General features: G+C 57.7%; 3 protein-coding genes. All 3 read left to right on the top strand.

Annotation, left to right across the window (positions count from 1 at the left end; translation table 11 throughout):
- The first annotated feature begins 20 nt into the window (after positions 1 to 20).
- The 3 genes from ACRESD_RS09395 to ACRESD_RS09385 all read left to right on the top strand — a co-directional run bounded on the left by ACRESD_RS09395 (position 21) and on the right by ACRESD_RS09385 (position 4,531).
- Entirely contained in the window at positions 21 to 1,622 is a 1,602-nt protein-coding gene (locus ACRESD_RS09395; RefSeq protein WP_431750663.1) for a flagellar hook-associated protein 3, read from the top strand.
- Between the two features lie 279 nt (positions 1,623 to 1,901).
- Positions 1,902 to 2,831 (top strand): ketoacyl-ACP synthase III, encoded by a 930-nt coding sequence (locus ACRESD_RS09390; protein ID WP_431750662.1) that lies wholly within the window; start codon positions 1,902 to 1,904, stop codon positions 2,829 to 2,831.
- A 284-nt stretch (positions 2,832 to 3,115) separates the two neighbouring features.
- Positions 3,116 to 4,531, top strand: a complete 1,416-nt coding sequence (locus ACRESD_RS09385; protein WP_431750661.1) for a flagellin — start codon at positions 3,116 to 3,118, stop codon at positions 4,529 to 4,531.
- Positions 4,532 to 4,616: the final 85 nt, after the last annotated feature.

The following is a 4,616-nucleotide window of genomic DNA, read 5'->3' as shown; positions in this document are numbered from 1 at the left end:
CTTTAAGGGAGCCTGGGACGATGCGTATTTCTACTGCTCAATATTTTGAAACCAGCTCCACCAAGTATTCGGATAACTACTCCAGTGTGGTCAAGGCCCAGGAGCAGGCCAGCTCCGGTGTGCGTGTGCAAACCGCCGCGGATGATCCGGTAGCGGCGGCGCGCTTGTTGTTGCTGCAACAGCAAAAAGACATGCTGGGCCAGTTCAGCGGCAACGTCACCAGCCTGAAGAACTCCCTGACCAACGAAGAAAGCGTACTGAGTTCGATCGACGATGCCATGCAGCGCGCCAGCCAGTTGGCCTTGCGCGCCGGTGGTTCGATCAGCGACGCTGATCGCCGGTCTATCGCCAGCGAGATCGGCGCGATTGAAAATCAGGTACTGGGGCTGCTCAACAGCAAAGACTCGTCCGGCAACTATATGTTCTCCGGCTCCAAGTCCCAGACCCCGCCGTATTCGCGTAACAGCGATGGCACCTACAGCTATCAGGGCGATGAAACGCCGCTGAGCCTGCAGGTTTCCAATACACTGAATGTCAGTGCTGGTGATACCGGCAAGACCATTCTGGAAGGCGCAGCAAACTCTGGGCGTACCCAGGCCACGTGGCTGCCACCGGTGCCACAGACGGTGCCGCCTACGGTCAACGATAACAAGGTCGCGCTGTCGGCCGGGTTGGTCACTTCGGGCATCGACTACACCAAGAAATTCGCCGATGGCCAGCCTTACAAGCTGACCTTTACCAGTAGCACGCAATACAAAGTGGCCGACAAGGACGGCAACGACGTGACGTCCGAGATTCCGGGCAACGGCACGTTCGATGCCACCAAGGAAGGCAGTACCAGCGTTGCGTTGCGCGGTGTGAAGTTCGACATCACGTTGAACCTGGGCGATGTCGCGCCCGGTGCCAACTCTGATGCACTGGTCAAGGATCGTTCGTTCAGCCTGGAAGCCAAGCCGGATACCTTCAGTGTCTCGCGCACGCCAAGCAATGCCTCCACCGCACAATTGACCGGTGCCCGTGTGTCCAATCAGGCGGACTACGCCAGCACGTTCCCGGCCAACAGTGGCGCGGTTATCAAGTTCACTAGCGCCACCGCCTACGAGGTGTACGCCCAGCCTTACTCGGCCGACAGCAAGGCCATTGCCACCGGTGATACCGGCGGCGGTACAACGGTCACGGCGGCCGGGGTGACGTTTGATGTGAATGCCGGGCCACCGCAGGCGGGTGATCAGTTCTCAGTCGGTGCCAGTACCAAGAAAACCCAGAACGCGCTGGATACCCTCAGCCAGTTGCGTCAGGCACTGGAGCAACCTGCCGACAACAATCCGGCGGCGGCGATCAAGCTCAAGGATGTCCTGGATGCATCGATCAGCAACCTGGCCAATTCACGTACCCAGCTCGATAACGTGCGCGGCTCCATCGGTGCGCGGCAGAATGCCCTGGATATCCAGGCCAGTGAAAACACCAGTATTGGCTTGGCCAATACCAGCACCATGAGTGATCTGGCCAACATCGACATGGGCGAGGCGGCGATCAACCTGACGTTGCAGCAAACCATGCTGCAGGCGTCGCAGCTGGCTTTCGTGAAAATTTCCCAGTTGAGCCTGTTCAGCCGAATGTAATTTCGTCGCGATTACGCAGCGGCCCAGCCTGGTAACAGGATGGGCCGTTGTCGTTTCTACGACTTAATTGTTTGAAGGTTTTGCACAAAGCACACAAAATTGAGTGACCTGTGAGTCATAAAGCGCATCTTCACTGTATCGTGTGAAAAGGATAAGTCGTCGCCAGGTCGTTGCGCGCGGGCTTTCAGCGAAATTTTTGCGGGGTTATCCCCTTATTGTCAGCGCCCCCCGAGGCTGTTCGCGGGGTGTTCTCCAGCTATTTAGTATTGGGAAGCCACAATGATTGGCATAAAAAGCATCGCCAGTTACGTGCCGGCAGACGGGATCGATAACTACGCCCAGGGTGCCAAATTCGCCAAGGATGAAGAGTTCATCATTGGCAAGATCGGTTCGGCGTTCCTGCCGCGCAAGGAAGCGGCTCAGGAAACCTCCGATCTGTGTGTCGAGGCGGTCAACGCTTTGTTTGCCAACAACCCAGATTTGAAGCGTGAGTCGATTGACGCGCTGATCGTCGTGACCCAGAACGGAGACGAAGAGGGTTTGCCCCACACCGCCGCCATCGTTCAGGACAAGCTCGGCCTGCCGACCCATGTGGCCGCTTTTGATATTTCCCTGGGCTGCTCCGGCTATGTCTACGGCATTTACGCGATGAAGGGCTTCATGGAAGCCGCCGGCCTGAAAAACGGCCTGCTGATCACCGCCGACCCGTATTCGAAAATCGTCGACCCAGAAGATCGCAACACCACCATGTTGTTCGGCGACGCCGCCACCGCCACCTGGATGGGCGAAGACGCGCCATGGTTGCTGGGCAAGTCCAAATTCGGCACCGATGGTTCCGGCGCACCGCACCTGAAGGTCAGCGACGGCGTGTTCTTTATGAACGGTCGCCAGGTATTCAACTTTGCCTTGCTCAAGGTGCCGGCGCATTTGCACGAGTTGCTCAATGAGTCCGACCTCAAGGCTGACGACATCGATGCGTTCTGCATTCACCAAGGCAGTGCGGCGATTGTCGATGCCGTGGCGCGGCGTTTTGAAGATGCGCCGGTGGGCAAGTTCATCAAGGACATGGTCGAGACCGGTAACACCGTGTCGTCAAGCATTCCACTGCTGCTGGAGAAGCACGTGATGGGCGCGACCTGGAAGCGCGTGGCGATCAGTGGCTTTGGTGTGGGCCTGTCCTGGGGCTCGGCGATTCTCTATCGCCCGTGACGCTTTAATAGCTTGAACGCGCTGCACAAGCGCTCACACAAAAACGCCGATGATCGACCGATCATCGGCGTTTTTTATTTGGCGCCAGAAAAGCCAATGAATGCGGGGTTTTGAACTACCGTAAACCCTTGAAATGCAAGGGATGGCATAGGGCTAGTAAAAAATTTCAAAAAAAGCCTCAAGCAACCGGCTCCCACGACGATAACTATTACGTAGGTTCTCAGGCCACACCCGGCGGTTGCCAGGGCCGGAAGCCGCAGTATCCATCCAACGAGGATTTCGTCATGGCTTTAACAGTAAACACCAACATTGCTTCGATCACTACTCAGGGCAACCTGAACAAAGCTGGCGGCGCCCTGGCCCAATCGATGCAGCGCCTGTCTTCCGGCCTGCGTATCAACAGCGCTAAAGACGACGCCGCCGGCCTGGGTATCGCCAACCGCATGACCAGCCAGATCAACGGCCTGGGTCAAGCTGTAAAGAACGCCAACGATGGTATCTCCATCGCGCAGACCGCTGAAGGCGCAATGCAGGCTTCGACCGACATTCTGCAAAAAATGCGTACCCTGGCTCTGTCCTCGGCTACTGGCTCCCTGAGCACCGACGACCGTAAGTCGAACAACGACGAATACCAGGCTCTGACTTCGGAACTGACCCGTATCGCCCAGACCACTACTTTCGGTGGCCAGAAGCTGCTGGACGGTTCGTACGGTACCAAGTCGATCCAGGTTGGCGCCAACGCTAACGAAACCATCAACCTGTCCCTGGACAACGTTGCTGCCAACAACATCGGTTCGCAGCAAATCAAGAGCATCGGCATCACTCCAGGCGCTGGTGTTGTAGGCGGCGCAATCGCAGTGACCGGTAACGGCCAGACTGCCAGCGTTACCGTAGCCGGTGCAGCTTCTGCCAAAACCATCGCTGCCCAGCTGAACGGCGCCATCGGTGGCCTGAGCGCTACCGCCAGCACTGAAGCTCAGTTCGTAGTCGGCGCTGGTGCTGCTACCGCTCCAGCTTCGTTCACCATGACCGTTGGCGGCCAAGCCACCACGTTCGTTGGCGTAAAAGACACTGCCAGCCTGGCTGACCAGCTGAAGTCGAACTCCGCCAAACTGGGTATCAGCGTTAACTACGACGAGACCAAAGGCACTCTGTCGGTTAAATCCGACACCGGTGAAAACCTGGCCTTCAGCGCTTCGACCGCTGCCGGCACCATCACTGTTGCCACCAAAGACGGTTCGGGCGCTTACGGTACTGCTACTGCCCTGGCTGACGGCATCATCGCTACCGGTGCTGTGAACATGGACTCCGCCAAGGGCTACTCCCTGGAAGGCGCTGGCGTGACCGGTATCTTCGGTGCCGCTACTTCGGCTGCTTCGACCAAGACCGCCGTATCGCAAACTGACGTGACTGACGCCACCAAGGCTCAGAACGCTGTTTCCGTAATCGACCAGGCTATCGCTACCATCTCCAGCTCCCGTTCGGGCCTGGGTGCGGTACAGAACCGTCTGACCAGCACTGTGGACAACCTGTCCAACATCCAGAAAAACAGCACCGCTGCTCGCTCCACCATCCAGGACGTCGACTTCGCTTCCGAAGCCGCTGAACTGACCAAGCAGCAAACCCTGCAGTCGGCTTCCACTGCGATCCTGTCGCAGGCTAACCAGCTGCCATCCGCTGTACTGAAGCTGCTTCAGTAATAGCGGCGCGTGGTGATTGACGGAAGGGCGCGTTTACGTGCCCTTTCGTCTTTTCCAATCAGAGGAGATTGGGCATGGACATGAA

It is taken from the genome of Pseudomonas sp., from assembly GCF_050739995.1.
Classification (GTDB): Bacteria; Pseudomonadota; Gammaproteobacteria; order Pseudomonadales; family Pseudomonadaceae; genus Aquipseudomonas.
Note: the sequence above shows the minus strand (reverse complement) of the source record. Positions and strands in the feature narration are given on the sequence as shown.

Excerpts from the sequence above, each read along its gene's own strand:
- ACRESD_RS09395 (WP_431750663.1), top strand. The coding sequence starts at position 21 with ATGCGTATTTCTACTGCTCAATATTTTGAAACCAGCTCCACCAAGTAT.
- ACRESD_RS09390 (WP_431750662.1), top strand. The coding sequence starts at position 1,902 with ATGATTGGCATAAAAAGCATCGCCAGTTACGTGCCGGCAGACGGGATC.
- ACRESD_RS09385 (WP_431750661.1), top strand. The coding sequence starts at position 3,116 with ATGGCTTTAACAGTAAACACCAACATTGCTTCGATCACTACTCAGGGC.